Source organism: Pseudobacillus sp. FSL P4-0506, assembly GCF_038003025.1.
GTDB lineage: Bacteria > Bacillota > Bacilli > Bacillales > Domibacillaceae > Pseudobacillus.
This window is the reverse complement of record NZ_JBBOOI010000001.1, coordinates 3,830,735-3,857,297: the sequence shown is the minus strand read 5'-3', so window position 1 is coordinate 3,857,297 and position 26,563 is coordinate 3,830,735. Positions and strand designations below refer to the sequence as shown.

Below are 26,563 nucleotides of genomic sequence, written 5' to 3'. Positions count from 1 at the left end.
AATGAATCGAGGAGATATGTGATGAAAAGAAATAGTGAGTATTTAAAGTCTCCGGATCTTCTTCCTATTGCTCATTGTGATAGAAAAATCGGTACGCTTGGATTTTCAGTAATGTGGGTAGGTATGGCAGTTGTACTGGCAGCCTTTGCGATTGGCGGAGCGGGAGTACAATCTATGCCGCTGACATGGGTTTTGCTAGCATCTTTTGTCGGATGTCTCATAATTGGTTTTCTCATTACTCTTATAGCAGACATAGGCATCGAGCATGGAATTTCCTTTCCTATTTATTTAAGAGCGCCTTTTGGCACATTAGGAACCCATTTTCCTTCTCTTCTTCGTGGAATAGCCGCTTCTATTTGGTTTGGCATTAACTCCTATTTTGGCGCCGCGGCCATTAATGGCATTTTAAACATTCTGATGGGGTTCGACAATTGGTTTATTTGCTTGCTTTTATTTGTAGCAGCTCAGGTCATTAACACATCTATTGGAATTAAAGCGATAGAAAAATTTGCGAATTTGGCAGCCCCGACTATTATTTTGATTTCCATTTGGATGTATTATACTTTAGCTGATCGAGCGAGCGCTGCAGATAAGAACGTATGGACATGGATTGAAAATCCTGTATCAGGAACTGCACTATTCGCTGCTTTCTTGACGGTAGTATTGGGAAATATGGGATACTGGTCTACACTGTGTGCAGACATCTCTTCGATTTCCAGGTTTATTAAAGCTCCGAAATATGAAAAAAACTGGTTTAAGAGAAATAAAGGGGCTTTAGTTGGGAGTATGATCGCCTTGCCACTGACACAAACATTTGTTGTTGCGATCGGGGGAGTGGCCTACATTGCTGTAGGTAATTATGATCCAATTGTGGCGTTGCAGGAAGCTGCCGGCGGGCTCATATTGGGAGTTTTGTTGTTGATGATTATTTTCGCCCAATGGTCGACTAATACGGCAGCTAACTTAGTACCGGCAGCTACTGTTTTCTCTAATATTGGCGGGCCGAAAGTGCCTTTTTATGTGGGGGTTATTGCAGCAGGGATTATCGGAATGGTCACGCAGCCATGGAATCTTTTTGATGCATTAATGCCTTTTCTGCTGATTAGCGGTGGGCTGCTGTCCGCCATCGTTGGTATTTTGTTTGCGGATTATTATGTTATCCGCAAGCGCAGAGTAAATGTGCCCGATTTGTATGAGCAAGCAGGTCAGTATAGTTATCATATGGGGATAAATTGGGCAGGAGTTATTGCTTGGGCAGTAGGAGGAGGAGCTTCGGTTATATTTTCGGAGTATTCCTTTATCGTCGGTTTTTTGCTTTCGGCTGCTAGTTACTATGTATTGTCAAAATATTGGTGGTTCCAAAAATACAAACAGGCTGAACTGGAGGATCCAAGCGATGAGAAATATTTAGGCATTACTGCAGGACGCGATTGGGTCATTGCGAACGGAGAGGATGACCGGACAGATGAGGAGCAAGCCACTATCTAAAGGACATTAGCGAGTTGGGAGGAGAACCAATGTCATCTTATAAAGAGTTTGTAAAGGAAAAAGAGAAGATTGATGAACTTTATAAAAATGGATACACAATCACCGGTGTAGAGGAAAACTTAAGCGGGGCTTTTTTGACATTTGAACGGTCATCTCTAGATTTAAAGAATACAGAGAAAAAGGTAAAGCTGCAAATTTTGACAGCGGACGCTCGAAAGTATTTTTCCAATTTGATTATGGCCAATCAGAAAGGTTAGTGTAATTGATCAATTAGGATGTAACGATCAATCAATATTTCCCCGCCGGATTAGATATAGATTTGTTGTTTCGGCGGGGAAATACTTAACAGCAGATTAATATCTAAAGAGGAAGTTTATTTCCCCGTTCTACTTCGTGGGGTCTTTGAATATTGAAGATTACCTCTACGTCTATGTCTTTGATCTGTCTTTCTTGATTGTATAAAACATAATAAATAATTTCATCATCAATGTGATAAATAATGCCATCGTTGGAGCGGGATAAAAGATAGTCCTTTACGCTGTTTCCGATTTGTCTAGAGAGCTCTAATGAACTGCGGAATTCTTGATGATCCGGAAAATGTTTCCCTGCATATTTCCAGCGGAGAGCTTCCTTTCTTAAGCGGGCTTCGCTGAATTGGTAGTTTAAAATGAAGGGATTTTGGAAAAAAATCTTTTGGTTTAATACGACAGCTGTTTCATCGCCTTCCACTTCTGCATGACAAAAGGCATACTGTGCCGCCAGGCCGAGATCGTTAATCAGATAAATACCTTGTCCGAATAATGAACGAGCAGCTACTCCATTATTAAAAGCCCGCCACTCCCCACGCTCATATTTTTGATTGAGTATGACTCTTTTCGCTTCTCCATAACTGACTCCTCGGTAAGCTTTTCTTTCCAATTAAAACCCTCCCTCTATAAGTGTTCATTTACACAAAAAAATTAACAGTTGATTATGGTTTGGGATTTTTAGTTAAGGTAAAAAGAAGGAAATTAAGCGCTTACATTCATGGTGGACGTCTATGGACACTTCCAGTGGAAGATCCATAGAAAAAGAAGTTGATTGATTGCAATCTGCTAATCAATTCATATTTTGTTCGTTGACTTAATATGAATCCAGGGACGTTCATCCTCCCAGTCCAATGAGATTGGGAGACGGAAAGTTTTGCTGAGCAGCTCTTCGGTTAAAACTGTTCTTTTAGGGCCGGCGGCAACAATATTTCCCTGATTAATTAAGAGGGCATGTGTAAAAGACGGCATAAGCTCTTCAATGTGATGAGTCACATACAAAAGAGTTGGGCCTTCAGATGATTGGCTCATATGTTCAATCGCAGAAAGCAGTTCTTCTTTTGAATATAAGTCCAATCCATTGCAGGGCTCGTCTAGGATAAGCAATTTTGGAGACGGCATTAGTGCCCGGGCAATCATCGTCCTCTTTTTTTCTCCTTGTGATAGGGAATAGAAAGCTCGGTCAGCCAAGCTCTCGATTCTGAATTGTTGAAGAAGGTTGTTGGCTTTTTTAATATCTTCTTCGTTTATCTCCTCATACAGGCCGACAGAGGCATTTTTTCCGCTTAAGACGACTTCAAGGACAGAGTCATTTGGTCGGGAATGAAATTTTTCTTCCAGTGAGGAGCTCACCCAGCCAATGCTTTTGCGAAGCTCAGGAATATTCGTTTTGCCAAATAAGTGTCCTAAAACAGAAATTTTTCCTTTCGTTGGCCATTGATAACCAGTGATGATTTTCAGAAGGGATGTTTTTCCTGAGCCATTTAATCCAAGGATGGCCCAGTGTTCTCCTTTTTTAACACTCCATGAAATGCGGCTGAGTATATTGTTCTGTTCTCTTTTCCAGGTGACTTCTTCCAGTTCAATTACTTTATTCTCTTCCATCATTTATAAATCCTCCTGCAAATAACTTGCTGCTTTTAAACATATAATCTATATATTTATAGTTTATATGAAAAATTCCTCTTTTTATTATTCTTAATTCGTTAAATCTCTCTATACTTTCTTTGTGAACTTGCATGCAGAGGGAGGGAAGAAGAGAACAACAAAAAGTGTTCCAATGGTTTTTGGAACACTTTTTGCGTTATATAAAGTTAGTAGTTGAATGTCCTATAGACAATAAAATACAATCAATTATTCTTCTTTCAATTCTTTTCCCATGCCTTTAAGGAAGTGCATGCCAAATCGGATCGCCCGATTGATGTCGGGATCCTTCAATACTTTCAGTAAATCCATCACACCAATTGTTTTACTGCTGTGAAGATGTTCGTTGGCCTCCTCCACGCCAGCTGTGATGCTTCCTGTCAGCTTTTTTATCATGTCAGGATCTGTGCTGGCCAGTGTGTCCGCTACACTGAGAAAGTGATTCATAAGATTGGTTACCGGCTCACGGGAGACTTGATGAATGGCAATGCTAGCGACGCGTTCTTTTGCCTGCAGCAGGGAGTTGGCTGCTTCCAGTGCCCCCATGTCATTTAATTCACTGATAATGTTCAGAATGCTGTTTAAGGCATTTTCATTCTCTGCCAACAGCTTTTGCAAGTCAGTCAATTTCTGCTGGGCGCGTTCTTCTTCAGTCTGCTCTTGTTTCCTGATCGAAGTAATCGGTGCTGCCATAAATGTATCTCCTTTCTATTAGTTAGTCGTTAAGTGAACATATCCAGGGCGTTTCCATTTGCGTTGTACTTCCACACCGTTTTGAGGATGCCGCTTTTTGTTGCGAGGATTTGTTCTTGGCAATGGTGTTTCCCCGCAGTTGGTGAGCACTTCCATTCTTACTTTTGTCTGCTTATAAGCAGGGGTATTTGTACGCTGGTCAACAGCAGGCCCTGTCAAAAAGTTAATGGCTGAGTCCTTATCAACAGAATTCATCGGCAAGAATAACTCATTTGCTTTCACACGGCTGGTAATTAAAACAGGCAGCTTTAATGCTCCAAAAGGAGAAACAAGACGTACAAGCGCTCCATCTTTTATTCCTCTCTCGTCGGCAAGTTCAGGGGATACTTCTACAAAAATTTCCGGTACCTTTGATTGGATACCAGTTGATTTATTCGTCATGTTGCCCTCATGGAAATGCTCTAGCATCCGGCCATTGTTAATATGAAGGTCATACTCCTTTGGAAACTCAACAGGCGGCACCCAATCCGATAAAGCAAAACGCGCTTTTTTATCAGGGAAGTTAAAGCCATCTGTATAAAGAAGAGGAGTGCTCGCTCCGCTATGGCTTCCCCAAAGAAAGCTTTGCCATCCTTCTAATTTGTCATAGCTTGCCTGGCTGAAAAGGGGAACGAGGCCTGTCATTTCATTAAATATATCGCTTGGACCGCTATAGTTCCATCTCGCGCCAAGGCGGTTCGCAATTTCCTGTACGATCCACCAGTCCGGTTTGGATTGGCCGAGAGAAGGGAGAACCTGGTACAGACGCTGGACACGGCGTTCGGTGTTGGTGAACGTTCCCTCTTTCTCCAGAGATGGGGAAGCCGGCAAAATGACATCTGCGTACTGGGCTGTTCTAGAAAGGAACATATCTTGAACAACAAAGAAGTCAAGCTTTGATAAAACGTCGTGTACATGATTGGCGTTGGAATCAACAAGCGCCATATCTTCACCTACAAGATACATTGCTTTCATGTTGCCAGCCTCAACAGATTTTAACATATGGATATTATCAAGCCCCGGAACAGCGGAAATTTTCACCCCATAAGCCTTTTCGAACTTTTCGCGGGCGGCATCATCTGTAACATGCTGGTAGCCAGGAAGCCAGCCAGGAAGCGTACCCATGTCGCAGGCTCCTTGAACGTTATTATGGCCCCGGAGCGGATAAGCGCCAGCGCCCGGCCGGCGATAGTTGCCTGTAGCGAGCAATAAGTTTGAAATCGCTGCAGATGTATCGGAACCTCCTGTATTTTGCGTGACACCCATTCCCCATAACACACAGGTGCCATCTGCATCCCGAATCATCTGGGCTACACGGATAAGAGTATCCGCTGCAATGCCGGTTACCTTTTCTGCATACTCAAGCGTATATTTTTGGAGGACTTCTTTATATTCGTCAAAGAAATTAACATTTTCTTCAATGAATGATTGATCATGCCAACCTTGATCGATCATATACTTTGTGACAGCCATTAGCCATACTTGATCGGTTCCTTGTTTTGGGCTAATGAAAATATCCGAGCGTTCAGCCATTTCGTGCTTGCGTACATCGGCTACGATAAGCTTTTGACCATGAACCTTGTGGGCACGTTTCACACGTGTAGCAAGAACTGGATGTCCTTCAGCAGGATTGGCCCCAACGATAATGACGAGTCCTGCTTTAGCGATGTCTTGAATCGTGCCCGCATCGCCGCCCATGCCGACTGTCCGGAACAATCCGTCTGTCGCAGGGGATTGGCAGTAACGGGAGCAGTTATCCACATCGTTCGTTTCAAATACTTGCCGAGCTAGTTTTTGAATAAGATAGTTTTCTTCATTTGTAATTTTAGAAGAAGAAATAAATCCGACAGAACCCGGGCCGTGCTCCCGCTGAATGGTGCCGAGTCTGCTTGCAACGAGTTCTAATGCCTCTTCCCATGTTGCTTCCACAAACTCATCATTTTTACGGATTAAAGGCATTGTCAGACGTTTTTCCGAATTGATGAAGTCCCAGCCAAATTTTCCTTTTACACAGGTAGAGATAGCGTTTACTGGTGCGTCAGAAGTCGGCTGAACTTTAAGGATTTTACGCCCTTTTGTCCAAATTTCAAATGAACAGCCGACACCACAGAACGTGCAGACAGTCTTCGTTTTTTTCGTGCGCGTTTCCCGCATGGCCGCTTCTGCTTCAGACACGGCAAAAATACCGCTGTATCCTGGCTCAACCGTTTTGACGAGATCAATCATCGGAGTGAGGATTTCTTCCTTCATTCCGGTCATAAAGCCGGCTTCGCCGAGCATAGATTTTTCCATTAAAGCATTACAAGGGCAGATGGTTACGCATTGCCCGCAGCTAACGCAGGAGGAATCATTAATTGAGCTTCCTTTATCCCAGAGAACACGTGGCCGCTCAGCTTCCCAGTCAATCGACAAGGTTTCATTTACCTGCAGATTTTGGCATACTTCCACGCACTGTCCGCATGCAATGCACTGATTCGGATCATAGCGGTAGAACGGATGAGACATATCGACCTCACAAGCAGGCACTTTTGGCTCGTAAGGATATTTTTGATGTTCGATTTCCATCTGTTGGACTGTATTGTGCAGCTTACAATTACCGTTATTGTTATCACAGACCGTGCAATAGAGCAAATGGTTTTCTAAAATACGATCCATCGCCTCTGTTTGAGCTTCTTTAGCGAGAGGAGAGGAAAGTTCAATCTTCATCCCCTGCTGCACTACGGTTGAACAGGAGCGGACGAGCTTTCCATCAACTTCAACAATGCAAGTGTCACATGTTTGAATAGGATCTACTTCAGGGACGTAACAAATTTGTGGGTGAGGGATATTCTGTTGATTAACAGTCTCCAGAATAGTTGACCCTGGCTCTGTTATGTATTCTTTTCCATTGATCATAATTGTTACCATAATGTTTCCTCCCTTTCTTAGAAATAAAAAAATCCACCATGAAATTATGCCTGGTTAATAGACATAATATGCTCATGGTGGAATAGTTATTTAGCAGTTCTTACTAAACAGCCAATCCAGTTAAATGTTAAAATAGAAAGAGCCAGAACAATTGTCAATATTCTAAGTCCTTCTTAGCTATTATAGTGTTTAGAAGAAAAATAAACAAGATGCACTATTTTGTAACAAAAGCATGATGGAAGGCTGTACGAGATCATTGGGAGCATATTAATTGCTCAGTTAAAAAGTGAATGGCAGGGAGATTAAAGGTATGTCTAAAAAAATCCATGAATTTAATGATATCATTCGCAAGCTGCGTAAAGATTTATTGGGAAAAGGACCAGATCGCATTCATAGTGTGTTCGTTGAAAATATGGCTATTTCTACTTTATACGGCAATCTGACGCCAACAGAGAAATTCATTGCCAAAACACCAGAGGGAAAAGAGATGGTGCATGCAGCCAGAACAAAGTTGATTCAAGAAGTATACGCAGCTAATCCACCCGAGGGATTGGAAGAGCTGATTGGAGCAAAGCTCGTTCATTTGTTTTCTGATATTAAGGTAGAAGAAGATATTGCTGTTTCTGTATTTGTCTTTGATAAAAATATTATTTAGAAGGTGAAAGCAGTGAACAAAACAGAGGTGAAACGAAAGATTCTCCGTTTTGCAAACGGACAGGCAGAGCAAGTCGAGGACCGCATTGTGACCGAATACCCTGTGACGATCAAGATGAACGGAGAAGAGTTCGTAACGATGGTTTGTACTCCTGAGTATATTGAAGACATGGTAATTGGCTATTTGGCGTCAGAAGGAATTGTCCGTCGTTACGAGGACATTAAAGAGATGAGAGTCCAAGAGAAGGAAGGCTATGTTCATGTGGAAACGGATAAGTTAAATCCTTACTCGCAGCGCTTTCAGAGCAAACGGTACATTACTTCCTGCTGCGGCATGAGCAGACAAGGATTTGTTTTTGTTAACGATGCGTTAACCGCTAAGAAAATGAAGGGGATTCACGTCACTCTCACGCCTGAGGATTGTTTTCGCCTCATGAATGAAATGCAGGAGTCGGCCGCTCTCTTTCAGGAGACAGGCGGTGTTCATAACGCTGCTTTATGTAATGAAGATGGAATAATACTAAGCCGAATGGACATTGGCCGCCATAATGCGCTTGATAAAATTTATGGTTATTGCATAAGAAATGAAATTTCTATTAGCGATAAAGTCCTTGTATTCAGTGGCCGTTTATCTTCGGAAATCTTGTCGAAGGTAGCCAAAATCGGCTGCGAAGTCGTCTTGACAAAGTCGGCGCCTACAGAACTCGCTTTACAATTGGCCGAAGAATTAGGGATTACAGCTGTAGGATTTGTCCGCAATCAATCGTTCAATGTGTATACGTGCCCGGAGAGGATTAACATGAATGCATCCTCTGCCGGCAAATAGACTATAAAATCCAAATTTTTCATAGAGAAGGTTTTTCACAAATCGAGATTAGATTTGTGAAAAACCTTTTTCCGTTCACAGACGAGTGGGAGAGTCGTTCTACTCCATACTCACCCGATATATTTTTCTTGGACGTCCCTTCGATGTAGGGGCTTCTTCACCAATAATTTCTGCGATTCCTTGATCTACCAAACCATTAAGAATCCGACGTGCATTTCTTGGTGTCATTTTTAACCACTCTGCAACATTGGCAGCAGTGATGGAATGATTCCCCATTCTTTTTTGTACAGACAAAATTTTGTTAAACGTAGTAATTGTTACTCCACAGCGTGTTAGCTTTTCACTAATCTCCTTGTTTTCTGTACGGTATCCAAACGAGATATTTTCTCTTTCCTTAAGTGGACCTTCAATTGTCCCATTGTTGTCAACGAGAAAAGCGCAAAATGCGTCGTAATTTTGGGCATGATTTAAGGCAAGCCGGGCATTTTCCTCTGCTACAAGTGCTGTGTCTCCATAGCCAATGCCTATATTAGACGGCAATTCCGTAATTAATGCTAACCTTTCTAACAGGGCACCGATTTGTTGTTCTGAATCCTGCAAGGAACCTCTCGTCGAGAAAATGATAAAGACACCAACACCGAGAGACATGAATGATCCAGATATCGATTCTGAAAAATTCAATACGGCCGATTGCAGTTCTAAATTTAAGCGATGCTGATCGTATGATACCATATGGTAATCTGCTTTTTTCTCCATAATCTCTACCTTTACGAGCAACGCAGCTATTTGTGACTGCTTAAAATGCATAGTCTCCCATTTTTGAATCGCCTCTGTTAAGGTATCGCGAATATTACTTCGTGTCGGAGTCACCCAGTAGGCAGGAATCCCCTCTAAACACAAATCTTCATATATAGAACGCAAACAAGTAATGCAAATCTCTACTTTCTCTTCCTTAAATAGCTTTTTATGAAAAGCTAGAAGGTCTGCAATGGGAGTATCATGTGAATATTCATGAACATAGACATGCTCAATAGGGATATTAAGGTCTCGGTAGGTTTCATATACATCACGCTTTGATAGCATATCAATACTTACATGCTCGAGGCTCTTCTTATCTTTATAGCCAATCTCCACAAGCGTTTTCGTAAGACTCGATCCGTCCAAATGAAGATAGAAAAACGGCTGCTTCGCTCCGCTTTTCCGGGAAGGGGTATAGAGGGCGGGACCCGCAAATACCCACAGATCCGCCTGGTCTTGGTTTTCTTGTAAAATATGAGTGGTTTCTTCAGTGTTTTGATAAACAAATGGAATAGGAAGGAGTTTGTCGCTGTATTCTTCTGCAATGTCAGATATAAGCTGGACAGAGTTGCTCGGTCCGACGATGCCCGCTCTTGGTTTCATATTTGCTACCACCTCGTTCAAAATTATGTATATTTACTCTTCTTTAATTATAACAACTACGGGAACTATTAGCATAAACGTTTATGCTTTTCAACTATTCCTTCTTCTTTCTGGACATTCGACAAAAAGTCTAGATTTTAAAAAGAAAATGGAAATAGAATTTTTAGAAAATTTCGTTGACTTTCTAATTGAAACTCTATATATTTTAATTAAGGAACATATTAAGAATAATTCCTTAATTAAAAAGGAGGCAACAGAATGAGTACACTTTCTTCCAAAGAGAATAGTTCTAAGCGGTTAGTAAGCTCTGAAGAGTTTAGGAATGTAATTGGCCATTTTACTAGCGGTGTATCGATCATTACCGTAAGAGACGAGGAAGTGGATTACGGCATTACAGCCAGTGCGGTAAGTTCTGTCTCGCTAGATCCACCAATGCTGCTTATCTGCGCTAATAGAAGCACTGGTACATGTCACGCCATTTCTAAAAAAGGCTCTTTCACTGTAAATATTCTTGCAGAGCAGCAAAGTGAGCTGGCAATGCAGTTTGCAAAAGCAAATACAGAGAAGTTTAAAGGTGTGGAGATGTCCTATGGTGAACTTGGAAATCCGGTGTTGAATGGCACGCTGGCACAAGTTGAATGCCGGGTAGTCGAAGAAGTAGCTGGCGGCACCCATTCCGTTTTTCTTGCGGAAGTTCAAAAAGCCAATGCAGAAGACGGAAATCCATTAGCTTATTTCAGAGGAAAGTTCGGCAAATTTAAACCTGCTGAATAGCAGTGTGTTAAATATTTTAGGATCTATAAGTCTTTTTAAAGAAGATTAAAAGCTAAATATATAGGGAGGAAAAAAATATGGCCTTAATGACGGGCAAACAATATCGTGAATCACTGAATGATGGCCGGGAGATCTACATTGATGGTGAGAAGGTTACAAATGTGGCAGAACATCCATCGTTTAAGCCAATTATTGATGTGAAAGCCAGAATGTATGATATGGCTCGTGAAGCGCAATATAAGGATATTTTAACAACGACACTGGAGGATGGAGAAGTTGTTTCTCGTGCATATAAGACACCGAAAACAAAAGAAGATTTAACAGCAATCCGTACCCACGTGGAAACTGTACTGGATGATCTTGGCGGGGTCGTTTACCGTGTCGGTGATGAAACGATCGGTGAAATGTGGTCTTTATACGATGCGAAGGACAAATTGAATGAAATTGACCCTACGTATGCAAAGAACATTGATTATCATATCGATCGCGTGGCAAGAGAGGATTTATTCCATGTTTCTGCTAATACAGATCCGAAGGGCGATCGCAGCAAGCTGTTCAGCGGAGAAGACGGCGGCACTTTGCTTCATGTTGTTGAAGAAAACGACAGAGGTATTGTCGTAAAAGGAGCTAAATTCGAAACAGCAGCTGCTTACGCTCACCAGGCTTTCGTTAAACCAACCATCTTGGATTGGAATGCAGGGTCAGAAAAAATGGCTCCTTTCGCGTGCGGATTCATTTGTGACATGGGAGCGCCTGGATTGAAGCACATTTGCCGTTCTTCGCTCGGCACCAATAAAAATGAAACAGATTATCCAATCGCAACTAAATTTGAAGAAATTGATACGCTACTTATTTTCGATAATGTGCTTATTCCATGGGAAAATGTGTTGTTTCACCGTTCTTTAGAATCAGCTGCTTACATCCGTTCAACATTGCACCGTTATTCTGCCTTTAACTATACACTCAGAATGCTGCGCCGAGCTGATTATTTAATTGGAGTAGCTTTGCTTAACGTAGAACAAACAGGACTTACTCAACTCCAAGCAGTAAAGGAAAAAGTTTCGCAATTAATCAATTACCGTGAAAGTATCAATGCTCACTTAACAGCGGCAGTGGCCAATGCAGAAGTGAGCCCGGGCGGTTTAATGATGCCGAATCAATCTCTGCTTTACACTGGACGTGTGTTTGCCTTGTCGAACTTCCCGGCCATGGCTCATTTAACGAGAGAGCTCGTTGGTGGGCAATTAGCTGTAACACCGGATTCAACAACGATGGCTGATCCGTCAGTCCAGGAATATATCGATAAGTATTATTCTGTTGGTGAATGGAGTCCGGAAGAGAGAGGGAAATTACTGTACTTTGCAAGGGACCTTTTAAATTCTTCCTATGCAGGGCATAGAACAACGTTTGAATTGTTTGCACAAAGCCCGCCGTTCGCTCAGCAAATGGCTGTTTTCAGCAACTTCGATGCAGAAAACCAGCGTGAGCTTGTTCGTAAAGCAGCCGATTTGAAGCCCTCCATAGCTGTTACTAATTTGTAATCTTAAAAATAGAAAGGGGAAGGTTTCATTGGATATTCATACACCAGGTACGTTGAAGCTGCCTGCATCTGTTCTGACAATCGGCGCTCTTGATGGGATTCACAGGGGACATCAGGCCTTATTACTAAAAGCAAAAGAACGGGCTAAAAAGCTTGAGGTACCTTTTGTTGTCTATACCTTTGATCCTCCTCCCAAAGTGTTTTTTACAGGCTGCCAGCTCTTAATGACAGTAGAAGAAAAGTTGCAGCGGCTTGACATGCTCAGGGTTGACCATGTGATTGTCGGCCCGTTTAATGAGGCGTTCATGAAACAAGAAGTACCAGATTTTATTGAGGAAATACAAGAAATGAATCCCCTTGAAGTATGGGAGGGCCCAAATTTTCTCTTTGGTAAAAATAGAAAAGGCACAATCGAAGTGTTGCGCCGTTACTTCAATATAGGTATTGTACAGCCGTTAACATGTGAGCAAGGAGAAATGATTTCTTCCACCCGGATACGCGGCCTGTTAAAGCAGGGGAAATTCTCTCAGGCAGCAAAGCTGCTGGGGGAAGAGCGCTTTAATGGATCTATTTTGGAAAAATCTTATGTTGCAAATTCATAAAGGTCAAATTTCATTTTTTTGTACTAATTTATGTTAGAAGCAAAGGAGAAGGAAAACGATGAAAACTGAGACAGTGGAAATTAAAAGATTTCGCAAGTTTGAAACAAACAAGTTTTATCCCTCTCATATGGGAGAAGAATCTCATCATGTAGCCAATGAGTTTTCAATGGTTGTTCGTGCTGGGAACCGCATATTCATGAGAGGCCAGACAGCATTTGATTTAGACGGGAATTTCCATGGAGAGAACGATGTTATTGCCCAAACAGAAAACGCTTGTCGCTGCATTAAGCAGCTTCTTGAAGAAGCTGGGGGAAAGATGACAGACGTTTGTAAACTCACAACCTATGTAACGGACCGGAATTATCGGAAAGATGTTTACAGTGTCATTGCTAAACATTTTAAAGGTGTATACCCGGTAAGTACTGGGTTAGTTGTTAACGGGCTGGCTCTTCCTGAAATGCTTGTGGAAATTGATGTAGAAGCTATCATCAGCGACGATAAGTAAGCCAAGCAGTCTTGCTTCACTATAATTGCATGGCTGGAGCAGCAACATTAGGAAGAGCTATATTTGTTGCTCCTTATCTTTTAAGGAGGAAATCAAAATGAAGATAACGAGTACATTTTCTGTAGCGGGACGTTGTGCAGCAACAGGAGCCTTAGGAGCGGTCGTAACTTCCAGCAGTCCATCTGTTGGGGCAAGGTGTCCCTGGGTCAAGTCGAATGTAGGAGTTATTCTCACGCAGAATGTAACCGATCCACGTCTGGCAGCTATCGGGCTATCTGCTATGGAAAAGGGATATAATGCACAAGCAGCGATCCGCACGATGATGGCTGCTTCGGACTTTCCAGAATTCAGACAGCTGGCTGTTGTCGATGCAAAAGGTGGATCGAGTGTATTTACAGGTGAAAAAGCGCTCGGTGTGCATGGAGAGTTTTATGCCGAGGACGTAGCAAGCATTGGTAATTTGTTAAGCGATCCATCTATTCCAATTGCAATGGGCCAGCGCTTTATGGATCGTAAAGATCTTCCATTGCCTGAGCGCTTAATTTCGGCGATCGAACTCGGATTTAATATGGGCGGGGAATTAGATGATGAGCATTCTATTGCTCTTTTAGTCTATCATCCAGATGCGCCGTTTGCTTATGTTGATCTACGGGTGGATTACAGTGAAGATCCGCTTCAGGATTTGAAGAAGCTGTGGGAGATTTACAGTCCGCAGGCAATGGATTATAAGATTAGAGCCATTGAGCCGGAACGCGCACCTTCTTATGGAGTAAAAGGTGACGAATAATTGCAAAGAATCCATATGAGTGGTTAAAGAATTGAAAAGTATAGATCTGGAAATAATTAGGAGATATGCTGTGAATACTTAGAGCCGGCTAAAATAAAAGAGTCGGGAAAGAAGTAAGGCAGCGGGGCAGATGGAGGTCTTGGTAAACTATCAATGGTAGAAGAACGGTAAAAAGAGATATCTAGTAGAAAAGCGGTCATGTTATTGTATTCTGCTTCTCATTTTAAATAGGAAGGGAGCTGGTATATTGGATGAAAAACCAGCTCCCTGTTTTTAGTATCTTTTTAAAATACAAAAAACAGGATGGGATAAAGATGCTAGAGAATAAAGTGCGAATAGAGGAGCCTAATTAACCGAGGAGTTAGATATTATTTTAAACCCTTGTGAAATGACTGAACCATGAATTTCCAAAGCAGCGCTGCTTAAGAAAAAAATTTAGCATTATATGAGACAACAATACGCAAGTTTAAGTTTTTATAATATTCAAATAAATATTGACACCGCTAAAAATGGGATGTATGATTTTTATAAGGAACATTTAAGGATTTATTCCTTTATTAAAAACTCAATTAAAAGAAGGGAGAAGAGAAGTAATAAATCAAGAGCCTCAGGAAACTTACTGTCTTTGATTTAGACTGAATATTGTTTTTTTTTGACTTAAATATTGTAAGCGGATTCTTCCATGCAGAATATGAAGAGAGTGAATTGTTTGATTAAATAAGCTAGAGAAAAGAGGGGGAGTAATGGAGAACAATCGTATCCAGCAAGACCTCCATACAGAAGGACAGCTGCAAAGTACGTTAAAGAACCGACATGTAACAATGATAGCGCTCGGCGGGATCATTGGGGCTGGGCTTTTTGTTGGAAGCGGAGCAGTGATTAATGCCACCGGACCAGCAGCAGTTGTTAGTTATATCCTATCTGGCGGGCTGTTATTTTTAGTGATGCGTATGATTGGTGAAATGGCGGTGGCCTATCCGACTGCCGGTTCTATTTCCGAATACGCCCGGGCAGGTTTAGGAAACTGGGCGGGGTTTAGTGTCGGCTGGCTTTATTGGTATATGTGGGTCATTGTAGCTGCGATTGAGGCGGTAGCAGGGGCTGGCATTCTAGTAAACTATTTTCCGAATATACCTCCTTGGTTTCTATGCTTCATACTGTTAGTTGTTCTTACCTTAACAAACCTTTATTCGGTGCGTTCTTTTGCTGAAACTGAATTTTGGTTTGCCTCTATAAAAATATTTGCGATTATTTTCTTCATTTCACTTGGTGCCATCTATCTGCTTGGATTATGGCCTGATGAATCACCAGGTCTTTCAAACTTATACTCTGCGGGAGGTTTTTTCCCTAACGGAACTGTTGCTGCATTAGTTGGAAGTGTGACAGTGCTCTTCTCAATGGGAGGAGCTGAAATTGCTACTATTGCAGCTGCAGAATCTGACCAGCCTGCTAAGTATGCTGCAAAAGCCACTAATCAAGTCATGTATCGTATCTTTTTCTTTTATGTAGTTTCTGTCTTTTTTATTGTAGCCATTGTGCCATGGAACTTTAAGTTTGCCGGCGTTGCTATTCAAAGTCCTTTTGCTATTGCATTAGAACAATTAGGTATTCCTTTTGCTCCATTCATTATGGAGGCGGTTGTTTTAACTGCTGTGCTTAGCTCGCTCAATTCTTGTCTTTATATAACTTCTAGAAGCTTATTTGCTCTAACTAAGAAAGGAGATGCTCCGAAGTTCCTTGTCAAATTGAATAAACGGGGAGTACCGGTAAGGGCCATACTTGCCGGCACGGTTTTTGGCTATGTAGGTGTTGTCTTAAATTACTTCTTTCCTGAAACTGTATTTCTGTTTTTGATTAATTCAGCGGGAGCCATTTCGCTGTTCTATTACTTAATACTTGCTTTTGCTCAAATTCGTTTGCGGCGTAAACTGGAACAGGAAGCACCTGAGAAATTACAGTTGAGAATGTGGTTATTTCCTTATTTGTCTTATATAACTATTGCATGGATGTTGACAGTGGTTGGAGCGATGATATGGATCTCAGGTACACGTTCACAAGTTTTCCTAAGCCTGACCAGCTTTGCGACAATTCTGATAGCTTATATGTTACGCAGTAGGTATAGCAAGCAGTCAGAGAGCTCCCCTATGGAGCAAGAAGCAGAATATGTGGACGCATCTAAGGGGTAAAGAGCCCGTGGGCTTAAATAGAATAATAAGGTTTGAGGGGTGTGAAAATGAAAACAGGATATATTTATGATGAGAGTTATTTCTGGCACGATACGGGGAGTGGCACATTATATTTGCCCTCTGGCGGCTATTTAGAGAAGGATGTTTTCTCCGAAGATCCTGCAACGAAGAGACGGGTGAACAATTTACTAGAAAGATGCGGATTGATGAAAAAGCTAAATAAAATTGAACCGCGGTCAGCCACTAAACAAGAGATTGAATTGTTTCATACAACGGATTATATAAATAAGGTTAAATTGCTGAGCGATACGACAGGCGGAGATGCAGGAGACCATGCCATCGTTGGAAGAGGGTCTTATGAGATTGCCCTGCTTTCTGCAGGCGGCGCATTAACAGCAGTTGATGCGGTTATGAGGGAAGAGGTGGAAAATGTTTATGCACTTACCCGTCCGCCGGGACATCATGCTGAAGCAGACAAAGGAATCGGGTTTTGCCTCTTTAACAATGTAGTAATCGCTGCAAAATATGCAAGGGAAAAATATGGACTAAAAAGAATCATGGTTCTTGATTGGGATGTCCATCATGGAAACGGAACAGAAAAGGCATTTTATGAAGACTCTGGTGTTTTGTTTATTTCTGTTCACGAAGACCTAAACTTTCCGAGTAATACGGGGTATGCCACAGATGTCGGAGAGGGACAAGGACGCGGCTATAATGTGAATATCCCTTTGCCCCCGGGGATGAGCAATGCTGGTTACCTAAGTGTTTTTGAATCGATTATTCGTCCGTTAGCAGACGAGTTCAAACCGGAACTAGTCATTGTCTCAGCGGGGCAGGACCCAAGCATATTTGATCCGCTGGGAAGAATGAGGGTGACGGCCGAAGGATTTGGAAAAATGACGGAAGTAATGAAGGAGATCGCTGCGAAACACTGTGGCAAAAAATTAGTTTTTTGTCATGAGGGCGGATACAGCAATGCTTATGTTCCATTTTGTACACTCCGTATTATTGAAGAGTTAAGTGAAATACAAAGCAATGTAGAAGATCCTTTCATTGCGGGGTCAAACGGATATCCTGATAAAGTATATGATCATCAAAAAGAAGCGATCAATCATGTTATCGATATTCAGTCAGAATTTTGGAGTAATCTTCGAGTTCAGGTGTAATAATTGCTGTGCGAATGAACTTTAAAATAATTAGTGTCTCTATATTGTGGACAGCTTTTAAAGCGATGGGGGGAATGATAGGTGAGTGCTAACTCTAATTCAATAGAGCAGAAAAGTTATGAATATGTTTCGTTAGACGAAAGAAGAGGAAATCCGAAAGAGCTGTTTTTTGTTTGGTTTGCTGCGAATACAGTTTCGACTACCCTCATAACTGGAGCTCTAGCAGTTATTGTTGGCTTGAATTTTTGGTGGGCTGCTCTGTCGATTTTATTAGGGCATGCCATTGGAGCAACAGTAATGGCGCTTCATTCCGCTCAAGGGCCAAAGCTGGGCATTCCCCAAGTAATGCAAAGCAGAGCACAGTTCGGATATTTTGGGGTTATTCTGCCGATGCTGATCATTTTTACGATGTATTTAGGATATGGAGCAAGCAATACAGTATTAGTAGGGCAGGGAATTTACGAGACGCTTGGCCTTCCTCTTAATTTAACTGTTATCATCAGTTTAATTCCAATGGTGCTGTTAGCGATCTACGGCCAGCGATTAATTCAGAAATCGATGAAGTTGTATACCATTGCTTATACGGTGATTTTTGGGGCACTGACGATACTTGTAGTCAGTCAAGTATCTATGGAAATGCTTAACCGGGGAGGCTTCTCCTTTAGCGAGTTTATTTTGGCTACCTCGATCTCAGTTACTTGGCAGATTACTTATGGTCCCTATGTTTCTGATCACTCCAGATATATGCACCCGAGTGAATCTAAAAAAACCTTTGTCTATACTTACTTAGGGAGTTATTTGAGTTCTGTCTGGCTGATGCTTCTAGGGGCAGCCCTGGCAAGCATGGTTGCAGATGGAAACGTAATGGCCCAAATAAAGGAATTGGGTGATGGCATTGGCATAGTGATTGTTATTTTGCTATCTCTTGGATTAATTGTTATTAATTCATTAAATATTTATGGGGCGGGAATTATTGCCTTATCAATAGCAAGTAACTTCTTCAAATTTGCAACTACCATTAAAATACGTGTGTTTACTTGTATTATCGTTGGGGTTCTTCTTGCCCTTGCAGCTACTGTTGGGGCGGGGAACTTTATGAATAACTTTCAAATCTATTTAGGGTTTATTCTCTTCTTCATCGTGCCATGGAGCGTTATTAATTTAACAGATTTTTATTTGTTGCGGCGTCAGGACCATAAACCGGATGAATTTATGGATAAAGAAGGGCCATTTAGAAAGTTAAAAATCAGCTCATTAACTATTTATCTAATAGCTATTGCCTGTCAGATCCCATTTATCAACAATGGAATCTATCAAGGGGCTATATCTAAAATGATGGATGGATTAGATGTTGCCTGGTTAGTAGGAATCCTCATCTCCTTTAGTTTGTATTACACTTTTGAGAAGGTTAAAGATCATTCTTCACCGAAATCAATTAAGAAAGCGATATAAGAAATATAGGAAAAAAACTCTTGACACTTATCTGAAAAGTCTGTATTTTCTTATTAAGGAATTATTCTTTATATATTCCTTTAAAATTCATTAAGAGAGCAGTTTACTTCTCTCATTCTATTTAATATTAGAACTGGAGGCATAAACATGGTTATTTCTCAAAAATTATCAAGCGTTGAACAGTTAATTGAAGCAGACAAGAAGCATTATTTACACCCAACGACAGTTCCAAAAACATTTATTGAAAACGGTCCTAAGATTATTTTCGCTGAGGGCCAAGGAATCCGTGTAAAGGATATTAAAGGCCAATCATATATTGATGGCGCTTCTATGCTTTGGAATGTTAACTTAGGGCATGGAAATAAAGAAATTGCCCAGGCGGCTTACGATCAAATGTCTACTATTGCCTACAGTTCTTCTTTCTACGGTTATTCTAATGAAAAGGCAGTACGCCTCGCGGAAAAAGTAGTATCCCTTGCACCGGGGGATTTAGAAGCTATCTTCTTTACTTCCGGCGGATCTGAATCGAATGATACAGCATTTAAATTGGCGCGTTTTTATTGGAATTTAAAAGGCCGTCCAGCCAAGAAAAAGATCATTTCCATTAGCCGCAGTTATCATGGTGCTACAGTTTCAGCCGGCACTGCTACACGCATTGACGGTTTCCATAGTTTTTCAGGTTCAAAAGACCCTGATATGGTAAGAGCGAAATCACATTTAACGAATTGTGAGCTAGGCGATACGAGCGATCCAAATTATGAAGGGTGTATCCGCGATGTGATTGCGAAAGAAGGAGCTGACACTATTGCTGCTCTTATTCTTGAGCCAATTCAAGGTGCAGGTGGTGTTCATGTCTCTCCTGATGGTTATTTAAAAGCAGTGAAATCACTTTGTGAAGAAAATGAAATTTTAATGATTTCTGATGAGGTGATTTGCGGATTTGGCCGAACAGGAAAAATGTTTGGTGTGGATAACTGGGATGTTGTTCCTGATATTATGAGCGTAGCGAAAGGGATTACTAGTGGCTATGCCCAGTTAGGCGGAGTATTAGTGAACAAGGAGATTAGAGACACGATCGTCCAATACGACCAGATTTTGGGACACGGCTTTACGTACAGCGGACACCCGACAGCTTGTGCCGTAGGATTAAAAACAATCGAAATTCTTGAACGCGACAACATTCTTGAAAACGTAAACAATATGGAAAAAGAGCTGAAAAAAGGCTTTGAATATTTAACAGATAAACATCGTTATTTTACAAAAACAAGAGCGGTTGGGCTGCTTGCCGGGTTTGAGCTTCAGCAAGACCGTGATGCAGATATCCCGTTTGCAGAAACAGTCAGACCGGCGTCCTATGTTGTCGAGCAGTGCTTCCAGCGCAACTTAATTTTAAGAGCGGCAGACTTTGAAAAAGGCAAAGATATTGTTGCTATTGCGCCACCGCTTATCATTAACAAAGAAGAAGTTTCAGAGATGATTAATATTATTGATGCAGCAGTAACTCAGTTTGAAAAGACAATTAAGTAATACATGATGACAGCATGACAGAGAATATACCAGCTTAGCAGCTCTCTGTCATGCTTATTTTTTAACTAAGGAGGAAAGGTTAAAATGACCAATCAGATGTTGGAAATAAGCAGCAGAGTAAGCGAATTTTTAAAGGGAACAAAAAAGCTATTTATCAATGGGGAATTTGTGGAATCTGCGTCTTCACGCACATTTGAAACAGTTAATCCGGCTACAGGTGAAGTACTGACAACAGTGTATGAGGCGGGCGAAAAAGACATTGACTTTGCTGTGAAAGCAGCCAAAAAGGCGTTTGAAGAAGGTCCTTGGTCAAGAATGAGTGCAGCTGAAAAAGCTAAGCTGCTTTTTAAACTAGCTGATCTTATTGAAGAAAACAAAGAGGAGTTTGCACAGCTGGATACGCTGGACAATGGAAAGCCAATTAGTGAATGCAGGACAGTTGATATACCAGGTACATTCGAAATGTTCCGATATTTTGCAGGCTGGACAACAAAAAACATGGGACAGACTATTCCTGTTTCCGGAAACTTCTTAAATTATACACGACATGAACCTGTTGGTGTAGTCGGGCAGATTATTCCATGGAACTTCCCTGTTAATATGCTCTCGTGGAAAATTGCTCCAGCGTTAGCAGCAGGATGTACAGTTGTATTGAAACCTGCCGAACAAACACCACTTTCCGCTCTGTATTTTGCCGAGCTTGTTCACAAAGCAGGATTTCCAGCTGGTGTAGTGAATATCGTCCCTGGATTTGGCCAGATAGCCGGACAAGCGCTTGCAGAACATCCAGATGTAAACAAGCTGGCGTTTACTGGTTCTACTGCTGTTGGCAAGCATTTGATGAAACAGGCTGCGGACACGATGAAGCGTTTGACGCTTGAATTAGGTGGAAAGTCCCCTAATATTATTCTTCCAGATGCCGATCTCTCAAAAGCGATTCCAGGTGTATTTACCGGAATTATGTTTAATCAGGGAGAAGTGTGCAGTGCCGGTTCAAGAGTATATGTTCATAAAAGCCAATATGAAGAAGTTATTTCTGGCATGGTTGCTTTGGCGAAAGAGGTTAAGCTTGGAAACGGACTTGATGAAGAAACAACGATGGGACCTCTTGTATCTAAAAAGCAACAAGACCGGGTGTTTGAGTATATAAATATTGGAATCAAAGAAGGAGCGAAATTAGCTGCAGGCGGTGGGAAGAGGGAAGAAGGTTTCTTCATTGAACCGACAATCTTTACAGATGTAGAGGAGCATATGACGATTGCCAAAGAAGAAATTTTTGGACCGGTCGTTGTTGTTATGTCTTACGATTCGGTAGAAGAAGTGATTGAACGGGCAAACAGTTCAGCCTATGGGCTAGGTGCCGGTGTTTGGACAGAAAACTTAAAAACAGCCCATAATATAGCGAATCAATTGAAATCAGGAAGTGTTTGGATTAACTGCTATGATGCGATCGACCCAGCCTCTCCATTTGGCGGGTATAAGGAATCGGGATTCGGAAGAGAGATGGGTTCTTATGCACTGGAAAATTACACAGAAGTAAAAAGTGTATGGGTAAGTCTAGATTAATAAAAAGATAAATTGGATAAGACAATTTTATGGAAAGAGTATGAAATGGAAAAAGCTGTTCCGAAGAACTGTTCGATAGATGTTCTTTAAACAGCTTTTTATCCCGTTTAATTATTATGGAAACGTTTTCCAAACGGAGCGTTTTCTGAAGAAACGGTTGCCAGGAGCACAATGAAAATAAATGGAGAGTGAGAACAATGAATCAAGAAAGTAATAAGAACACGACAAAGGACCCTTCTGTCTGGATCGCATTAGTACCGATTATATTTATGGCTTGTGCTCTGGCAATAGGGATCGGAGTTTTTGGCACTGATCCGCATGTTCCTCTTCTATTAAGTACGGTGGTTGCAGTAATTGTTGCTTTAAGGCTAGGACATAAATGGAATTCAATTGAAGAGCACTTAACAAAAACAATTAGTGTATCAATCAAGGCCTTGCTTATACTGGTGATTATCGGAGCGTTTATTGGTTCATGGGTAGCTTCTGGTATTGTTCCTTCAATGGTTTATTATGGTTTAGGGATTCTGTCTCCAACGTATTTTTTGGTTACTGCCTGCCTGATTTCAGTGCTTGTCAGTATAGCAGGAAATGCCTGGTTTGCCGCTGGCACCATTGGTGTAGCCCTGATGGGAATTGGTCATGGCTTAGGGATTCCTTTACCGATGGTTGCCGGAGCAGTTGTCTCGGGTGTATATTTTGGCGATAAAATGAGTCCGTTGTCAGATGTAACAAATTTCACTTCAGCAGTTGTAAATGTAGACCTCTTTGAACATATTCGGAATTTAATGAACACTACAGTTCCTACTCTTATTATCTCGCTTTTAATTTATACATTCCTTGGATTTAGATTTCGTGGAGAAAGTACCGATTTAACACAAGTTGTCAAAATCAGAGAAATTCTTTCTGATCAGTTTGTTATTTCACCGTTTTTATTGCTTCCGCTTTTAGTTATTGTATTAATTTTTGTATTAAAAATACCAGCTATTCCTGGTCTAACTGTCGGCGTTCTTGTTGGTACATTCTGTGCTCTTTTTGTCCAGCACATTTCACTGGGAGATATAATCACCGTCATGAATTCCGGTTATACTGCCGATACAGGATATGATATAACCGATGAATTATTAAACCAAGGCGGCATTCAGGCAATGATGTATACGGTTTCTCTTATTCTGATTGCTTTATCATTTGGTGGCGTACTTGAGAAAGCAAAGATATTGGAAGCGATTCTCGGCCCGCTGCTTAGTAAAGTCAAGCGAACGGGCAGCCTAATAGCGGCCACTGCAGGTACATGTATTACCTCCAATATTGTCGGCTGCGATCAATTCATGTCTGTTATTATTCCGGGACGCATGTATTTAAATGAATATAAACAGCGAGGGCTGCATCCCAAGCTGCTTGGACGTACGTTAGAAGATTGCGGAACAGTAACAGCCTGTCTTATGCCTTGGACCACTTGCGGGATTTTTATGTTCTCTGTGCTTGGCGTTTCTGCAGTTGAATATGCCCCTTATGCATTTTTTTGCTATATCAGTACTTTCGTAGCAATTATTTTTGGTTATTTCAATATAAAGATTAACCGCCTGCCATTAGAAGAACAAACGAAAGAAATAGATGTTAACGTAAAAAAAGCAATTGATATCTAAATGTCGGACAGATTTTCAGCTTAAGTGAAACATAATTGATTCAATGAAAACTTCCCATAGAGTAACGCAGATATTTGAGTAACGTATTAAAAGTCTTGTTTAACAATGGGAGGATTACTAAACAACTAAAAAGAAAGATAGGCTTGGCGGCGGCTGTTGCTGGTCGGGGAGTTATATTAGCCATAGGTGTAGTATTATTTCTCAATCTTTGTATTGCCTTTTCCTTAGATCGTTGAATACTTTTAAAAGTTAAGAATTCTGATTGTTTGAAATATTTTATAACATTGTTGACCGCTGGATGAATTGATAGTATATTTTAAATAAGGTTCATTTAAGGAAAAATTCCTTAATGACTAAATCAGGAGGGATAGGCAGTTATGTCATTACAAGGAGAGGTAAAAAGCCCAGCGATTAAAAGATTTAGAAAGTTCAAAACAGACCAATATTATCCTTCCACTTTAGGGAAGCCGGAGCATCATATTAAAAATGAGTTTAGTATGGCTGTACGGGCGGGAAATCGTATTTTCCTAAGAGGACAAACTGGCTTTGATTTAGAGGGAAACTTCCATGGAATTGGAGACGTGGCGAAGCAAGCAGACCAGGCATGTAAGTGCGTCAGACAACTGATTGAAGAAGCGGGCGGCACGGTTAATGATATTTGCAAGATTACTGTATATTTACTCAAGCGAGAAGACCGCAGTAAAGTCTATCCAGTAATAGCTGAACACTTCAAAAATGTTTATCCTTGCAGCACTGGTTTGATTGTCAGCGGTTTTGCGATGCCCGAAATGTTAATGGAAATTGATGTTGAGGCTGTGATTAGCGAAGAGAGCAATGAAGGCTAATAGGATAACGTAATCCTGATCAAAAGGAATAGCAAAACCGCAATACTCTAAAATATAGAGATTTGCGGTTTCTTTCATTTATTTGAAAAACAATAAGAAGTGAGATGATTTTCGATAGAGGGTGGTATCTCAATAAATCAAATAAGGAATTATATGATGAATTTAACGCCAAAAGTAAATGTAGGGCAGGTTCATGGTATGTAAAATCGGTAAAGGAATTTTAGTCCTCTGCTAAACAACTGTTTGTATCGATTGATGAGGCGACAAAACACCGGTTGTCTTTGCACTTAGATGGAACGGATTACAAATACCAGTTTGTATGATTACCTGATGTAATCGCAAGGTTTGAAGAGGAATACGGAAGTTCCCTATTGTTGCGAAAACAAAGAAAAAAGACTACATCAGCAATCGGTGATAATTATCCGATGACAGCATATTTTCATTGGCTCGGCGGATAACAGGCAAAAGAGAGACTAGAAAGCCCAAAAGAATGGCAGCAGCATTTGCGGCGTTTATGCAAATAAAAAGATTTACATATTCAATTGAAAAAGAAAGTGAGGAACAGAACGAACATGAAAATAAATATAAGACGCTTATTAAGCGATATCGAAAAATACGCCGAATACGGAAAAAACGACAAAGGAGGTATCACGAGACCGAGTTTTTCAAAGGCTGATTATGAAGTGAGAGAAAGATTTATTAAAGAACTGAAGGATATGGGACTAATTGTCACCATTGATGGAGCCGCTAACATTTGGGGAAGAAAAAAAGGAACAGGAAAAAAACAAGGCACGATTGTGATTGGCTCACATTTAGATTCTGTTCCAAACGGCGGAAAATATGATGGTCCATTAGGAGTCCTTACAGCGAAAGAGATTATTAAGACTTTGATAGAAAATAATATAACTTTAAATCATGACTTAGAAATTGTCTCATTCACTGCTGAAGAGTCAAACGACTTTAATTTATCCACATTCGGAAGTCGATCGTTTGCCGGGAAATTAACGGCCGATATGTTGGAGAACGTGAGTGATTCAAATGGAGTCCTTATTAAAACAGAATTAGAGAAGGTTGGCGGAGGGTTGGATAAATTCCCTGAAATGAAGCAAATAGCAAAAGAGAAAAAGGTATTTATAGAGCTCCATATTGAGCAGGGCAAGAGATTGGAAAGCCGAGATCTTTCTGTAGCTGTGATTAATAAATTTGTTGGCATGTATCGCAGTTCCGTCCGAGTAAGCGGACAAGCAAATCATTCGGGTACAACAATGATGGAACATCGCAATGATGCCCTAACTGCTGCTGCTGAAATGATTCTTGAAGTGGAGCGGTTATGCCGGGAAGACCAAACAGATTTAGTCGGTACAGTTGGCAAGTTGATGGTTTTCCCGAATGCTACAAATATCATCCCAGGGCAGGTTGAATTTAATTTTGAAGTTAGAGGAGAAGACGGCAAAAAAGTTCGGGGAATTGTAGAAAGTATTCGGGAAAGTTGGCGGGGGATTGCCCAAAAACGGCAAGTCGAGGTTGACGAGAATACATTTCTAGATCAGAATCCGATTGATCTGGATCAAAGTATCGTCAAAATCTTACAGCATACTGCTGAGGAAACAAATGAACCACATATCACCATGGCAAGTATGGCCGTTCATGATGCTGCCCATATGGCTGCTGTTGCAAAGTCAGCAATGATTTTTGTAAAGAGCATAGACGGAAAAAGCCATTGTCCCGAGGAAAATAGCCTGGCTGAAGATATTGAAAAGGCAGGAAACTTAATGTTACAAGGTATTATAAACATAGATCGAGAGCTATCACAAAACAATATAAAAGAGGGAATATTTAGCGAAGCCGCTAACAGATAATAGCATTTTGTTTTATAACGGGGCAGGCTCTTGCAAGTGGCCAGCTCCTTCTTTTTATATTTTTTAAATGATATAGATAGATAAGAATATGCTATAGTTGGATGTGGAGCGAAATTTTCATAAAGCCCAAAAATATTTTTCTAGGAACATTGAC

General features: G+C 41.0%; 22 protein-coding genes. 17 read left to right on the top strand and 5 right to left on the bottom strand.

Annotated features, from left to right (window positions below; translation table 11 throughout):
* Positions 1–21 precede the first annotated feature (21 nt).
* Entirely contained in the window at positions 22–1,488 is a 1,467-nt protein-coding gene (locus tag MKZ02_RS18995; protein WP_120036597.1) for an NCS1 family transporter, read from the top strand.
* A gap of 29 nt (positions 1,489–1,517) precedes the next feature.
* Positions 1,518–1,745, top strand: coding sequence for a hypothetical protein (locus tag MKZ02_RS18990; RefSeq protein ID WP_120036598.1), 228 nt, complete (start codon positions 1,518–1,520; stop codon positions 1,743–1,745).
* A 103-nt stretch (positions 1,746–1,848) separates the two neighbouring features.
* Here the strand turns inward: MKZ02_RS18990 and MKZ02_RS18985 are convergent, their stop codons facing one another.
* The 4 genes from MKZ02_RS18985 to fdhF all read right to left on the bottom strand — a co-directional run bounded on the left by MKZ02_RS18985 (position 1,849) and on the right by fdhF (position 7,076).
* Positions 1,849–2,406, bottom strand: coding sequence for a hypothetical protein (locus tag MKZ02_RS18985; protein WP_120036599.1), 558 nt, complete (start codon positions 2,404–2,406; stop codon positions 1,849–1,851).
* 185 nt (positions 2,407–2,591) lie between these two features.
* Entirely contained in the window at positions 2,592–3,401 is an 810-nt protein-coding gene (locus tag MKZ02_RS18980) for an ABC transporter ATP-binding protein (protein WP_120036600.1), read from the bottom strand.
* Positions 3,402–3,647: 246 nt separating this feature from the next.
* Positions 3,648–4,130 carry a DUF1641 domain-containing protein gene (locus MKZ02_RS18975; RefSeq protein WP_120036601.1) on the bottom strand — a complete coding sequence of 161 codons (483 nt, stop codon included), beginning with the start codon at positions 4,128–4,130 and terminating at the stop codon, positions 3,648–3,650.
* Positions 4,131–4,148: 18 nt separating this feature from the next.
* A complete protein-coding gene (gene fdhF, locus MKZ02_RS18970; protein WP_340855322.1) occupies positions 4,149–7,076 on the bottom strand; it encodes a formate dehydrogenase subunit alpha in 2,928 nt (975 codons plus the stop codon).
* 310 nt (positions 7,077–7,386) lie between these two features.
* On the opposite strand from fdhF, the gene MKZ02_RS18965 reads away from it, so the two are divergent.
* Together MKZ02_RS18965 and fdhD are read left to right on the top strand one after the other, a co-directional pair.
* Positions 7,387–7,731 (top strand): DUF2294 domain-containing protein, encoded by a 345-nt coding sequence (locus MKZ02_RS18965; protein ID WP_041098779.1) that lies wholly within the window; start codon positions 7,387–7,389, stop codon positions 7,729–7,731.
* 12 nt (positions 7,732–7,743) lie between these two features.
* Positions 7,744–8,556 (top strand): formate dehydrogenase accessory sulfurtransferase FdhD, encoded by an 813-nt coding sequence (gene fdhD / locus MKZ02_RS18960; RefSeq protein ID WP_041098777.1) that lies wholly within the window; start codon positions 7,744–7,746, stop codon positions 8,554–8,556.
* A gap of 99 nt (positions 8,557–8,655) precedes the next feature.
* Here fdhD and MKZ02_RS18955 read toward each other — a convergent pair whose 3' ends face one another.
* Positions 8,656–9,957 (bottom strand): hypothetical protein, encoded by a 1,302-nt coding sequence (locus tag MKZ02_RS18955; RefSeq protein ID WP_041098775.1) that lies wholly within the window; start codon positions 9,955–9,957, stop codon positions 8,656–8,658.
* A gap of 258 nt (positions 9,958–10,215) precedes the next feature.
* On the opposite strand from MKZ02_RS18955, the gene MKZ02_RS18950 reads away from it, so the two are divergent.
* From MKZ02_RS18950 to MKZ02_RS18890, 13 genes are all read left to right on the top strand, one after another.
* Positions 10,216–10,731 carry a flavin reductase family protein gene (locus tag MKZ02_RS18950; protein ID WP_052475209.1) on the top strand — a complete coding sequence of 172 codons (516 nt, stop codon included), beginning with the start codon at positions 10,216–10,218 and terminating at the stop codon, positions 10,729–10,731.
* A gap of 77 nt (positions 10,732–10,808) precedes the next feature.
* The gene (locus tag MKZ02_RS18945) at positions 10,809–12,272 is read left to right on the top strand and encodes a 4-hydroxyphenylacetate 3-hydroxylase family protein (protein WP_340855317.1); all 1,464 of its coding nucleotides are present in this window, start codon (positions 10,809–10,811) and stop codon (positions 12,270–12,272) included.
* 28 nt (positions 12,273–12,300) lie between these two features.
* Positions 12,301–12,873: an FAD synthetase family protein gene (locus MKZ02_RS18940; RefSeq protein WP_041098769.1), complete on the top strand. Its 573-nt coding sequence runs from the start codon at positions 12,301–12,303 to the stop codon at positions 12,871–12,873.
* A gap of 58 nt (positions 12,874–12,931) precedes the next feature.
* Positions 12,932–13,378, top strand: coding sequence for a RidA family protein (locus tag MKZ02_RS18935; protein WP_041098767.1), 447 nt, complete (start codon positions 12,932–12,934; stop codon positions 13,376–13,378).
* A 97-nt stretch (positions 13,379–13,475) separates the two neighbouring features.
* Entirely contained in the window at positions 13,476–14,165 is a 690-nt protein-coding gene (locus MKZ02_RS18930) for a DUF1028 domain-containing protein (RefSeq protein WP_041098764.1), read from the top strand.
* A 743-nt stretch (positions 14,166–14,908) separates the two neighbouring features.
* Positions 14,909–16,351 carry an amino acid permease gene (locus MKZ02_RS18925; protein ID WP_340855315.1) on the top strand — a complete coding sequence of 481 codons (1,443 nt, stop codon included), beginning with the start codon at positions 14,909–14,911 and terminating at the stop codon, positions 16,349–16,351.
* Positions 16,352–16,398: 47 nt separating this feature from the next.
* The gene (locus MKZ02_RS18920; RefSeq protein WP_041098762.1) at positions 16,399–17,517 is read left to right on the top strand and encodes a class II histone deacetylase; all 1,119 of its coding nucleotides are present in this window, start codon (positions 16,399–16,401) and stop codon (positions 17,515–17,517) included.
* Between the two features lie 81 nt (positions 17,518–17,598).
* Positions 17,599–18,969, top strand: a complete 1,371-nt coding sequence (locus tag MKZ02_RS18915) for a purine-cytosine permease family protein (protein WP_340855311.1) — start codon at positions 17,599–17,601, stop codon at positions 18,967–18,969.
* 147 nt (positions 18,970–19,116) lie between these two features.
* The gene (locus tag MKZ02_RS18910; RefSeq protein WP_041098758.1) at positions 19,117–20,496 is read left to right on the top strand and encodes an aminotransferase family protein; all 1,380 of its coding nucleotides are present in this window, start codon (positions 19,117–19,119) and stop codon (positions 20,494–20,496) included.
* 84 nt (positions 20,497–20,580) lie between these two features.
* Positions 20,581–22,062: an aldehyde dehydrogenase family protein gene (locus tag MKZ02_RS18905; protein WP_340855310.1), complete on the top strand. Its 1,482-nt coding sequence runs from the start codon at positions 20,581–20,583 to the stop codon at positions 22,060–22,062.
* A gap of 197 nt (positions 22,063–22,259) precedes the next feature.
* On the top strand, positions 22,260–23,705 hold the full coding sequence (nhaC, locus tag MKZ02_RS18900; RefSeq protein WP_041098754.1) for a Na+/H+ antiporter NhaC: 1,446 nt from the start codon (positions 22,260–22,262) through the stop codon (positions 23,703–23,705).
* A gap of 377 nt (positions 23,706–24,082) precedes the next feature.
* Entirely contained in the window at positions 24,083–24,550 is a 468-nt protein-coding gene (locus MKZ02_RS18895; protein WP_041098752.1) for a RidA family protein, read from the top strand.
* A gap of 572 nt (positions 24,551–25,122) precedes the next feature.
* Positions 25,123–26,409 carry a Zn-dependent hydrolase gene (locus tag MKZ02_RS18890; RefSeq protein WP_052475207.1) on the top strand — a complete coding sequence of 429 codons (1,287 nt, stop codon included), beginning with the start codon at positions 25,123–25,125 and terminating at the stop codon, positions 26,407–26,409.
* Positions 26,410–26,563: the final 154 nt, after the last annotated feature.

Coding starts and splice junctions, on each gene's coding strand:
- MKZ02_RS18995 (WP_120036597.1), top strand. CDS start 22: ATGAAAAGAAATAGTGAGTATTTAAAGTCTCCGGATCTTCTTCCTATT.
- MKZ02_RS18990 (WP_120036598.1), top strand. CDS start 1,518: ATGTCATCTTATAAAGAGTTTGTAAAGGAAAAAGAGAAGATTGATGAA.
- MKZ02_RS18980 (WP_120036600.1), bottom strand. CDS start 3,401: ATGATGGAAGAGAATAAAGTAATTGAACTGGAAGAAGTCACCTGGAAA.
- MKZ02_RS18975 (WP_120036601.1), bottom strand. CDS start 4,130: ATGGCAGCACCGATTACTTCGATCAGGAAACAAGAGCAGACTGAAGAA.
- fdhF (WP_340855322.1), bottom strand. CDS start 7,076: ATGGTAACAATTATGATCAATGGAAAAGAATACATAACAGAGCCAGGG.
- MKZ02_RS18965 (WP_041098779.1), top strand. CDS start 7,387: ATGTCTAAAAAAATCCATGAATTTAATGATATCATTCGCAAGCTGCGT.
- MKZ02_RS18955 (WP_041098775.1), bottom strand. CDS start 9,957: ATGAAACCAAGAGCGGGCATCGTCGGACCGAGCAACTCTGTCCAGCTT.
- MKZ02_RS18950 (WP_052475209.1), top strand. CDS start 10,216: ATGAGTACACTTTCTTCCAAAGAGAATAGTTCTAAGCGGTTAGTAAGC.
- MKZ02_RS18945 (WP_340855317.1), top strand. CDS start 10,809: ATGGCCTTAATGACGGGCAAACAATATCGTGAATCACTGAATGATGGC.
- MKZ02_RS18935 (WP_041098767.1), top strand. CDS start 12,932: ATGAAAACTGAGACAGTGGAAATTAAAAGATTTCGCAAGTTTGAAACA.
- MKZ02_RS18930 (WP_041098764.1), top strand. CDS start 13,476: ATGAAGATAACGAGTACATTTTCTGTAGCGGGACGTTGTGCAGCAACA.
- MKZ02_RS18925 (WP_340855315.1), top strand. CDS start 14,909: ATGGAGAACAATCGTATCCAGCAAGACCTCCATACAGAAGGACAGCTG.
- MKZ02_RS18920 (WP_041098762.1), top strand. CDS start 16,399: ATGAAAACAGGATATATTTATGATGAGAGTTATTTCTGGCACGATACG.
- MKZ02_RS18910 (WP_041098758.1), top strand. CDS start 19,117: ATGGTTATTTCTCAAAAATTATCAAGCGTTGAACAGTTAATTGAAGCA.
- MKZ02_RS18905 (WP_340855310.1), top strand. CDS start 20,581: ATGACCAATCAGATGTTGGAAATAAGCAGCAGAGTAAGCGAATTTTTA.
- nhaC (WP_041098754.1), top strand. CDS start 22,260: ATGAATCAAGAAAGTAATAAGAACACGACAAAGGACCCTTCTGTCTGG.
- MKZ02_RS18895 (WP_041098752.1), top strand. CDS start 24,083: ATGTCATTACAAGGAGAGGTAAAAAGCCCAGCGATTAAAAGATTTAGA.
- MKZ02_RS18890 (WP_052475207.1), top strand. CDS start 25,123: ATGAAAATAAATATAAGACGCTTATTAAGCGATATCGAAAAATACGCC.